The following is a 759-nucleotide window of genomic DNA, read 5'->3' on the forward strand; positions in this document are numbered from 1 at the left end:
GGCACTGTTGCAAAGTTAGCGATGAGGCAGCCTTTTGTCTTATTCAAAGGCCTTACATTTCAAAAACTCTGCTTACCAGGCGCATTTCGCCCAGGGGATCACCATAATAAAATGCTGAGGCCTGGCCTTTGCGTAGTGCACGCATCACCTCAATACCTTTGATGGTGGCGTAAGCCGTCTTCATGGATTTAAATCCCAGCGTGGCGCCGATTATCCGTTTCAGTTTGCCATGATCGCATTCAATCACGTTGTTCCGGTACTTAATCTGTCGGTGTTCAACGTCAGACGGGCACCGGCCTTCGCGTTTGAGCAGAGCAAGCGCGCGACCATAGGCGGGCGCTTTATCCGTGTTGATGAATCGCGGGATCTGCCACTTCTTCACGTTGTTGAGGATTTTACCCAGAAACCGGTATGCAGCTTTGCTGTTACGACGGGAGGAGAGATAAAAATCGACAGTGCGGCCCCGGCTGTCGACGGCCCGGTACAGATACGCCCAGCGGCCATTGACCTTCACGTAGGTTTCATCCATGTGCCACGGGCAAAGATCGGAAGGGTTACGCCAGTACCAGCGCAGCCGTTTTTCCATTTCAGGCGCATAACGCTGAACCCAGCGGTAAATCGTGGAGTGATCGACATTCACTCCGCGTTCAGCCAGCATCTCCTGCAGCTCACGGTAACTGATGCCGTATTTGCAGTACCAGCGTACGGCCCACAGAATGATGTCACGCTGAAAATGCCGGCCTTTGAATGGGTTCATGT

General features: G+C 52.8%; 1 protein-coding gene. It reads right to left on the reverse strand.

What is annotated here, in order from left to right:
• Positions 1–52: 52 nt before the first annotated feature.
• Positions 53–757, reverse strand: coding sequence for an IS6-like element IS26 family transposase (locus ACMWKA_RS25680; RefSeq protein ID WP_001067855.1), 705 nt, complete (start codon positions 755–757; stop codon positions 53–55).
• Between the last annotated feature and the right edge of the window lie 2 nt (positions 758–759).

The organism is Enterobacter sp. 03-F-07-AD-ECC, assembly GCF_047530935.1.
GTDB lineage: Bacteria > Pseudomonadota > Gammaproteobacteria > Enterobacterales > Enterobacteriaceae > Enterobacter > Enterobacter cloacae.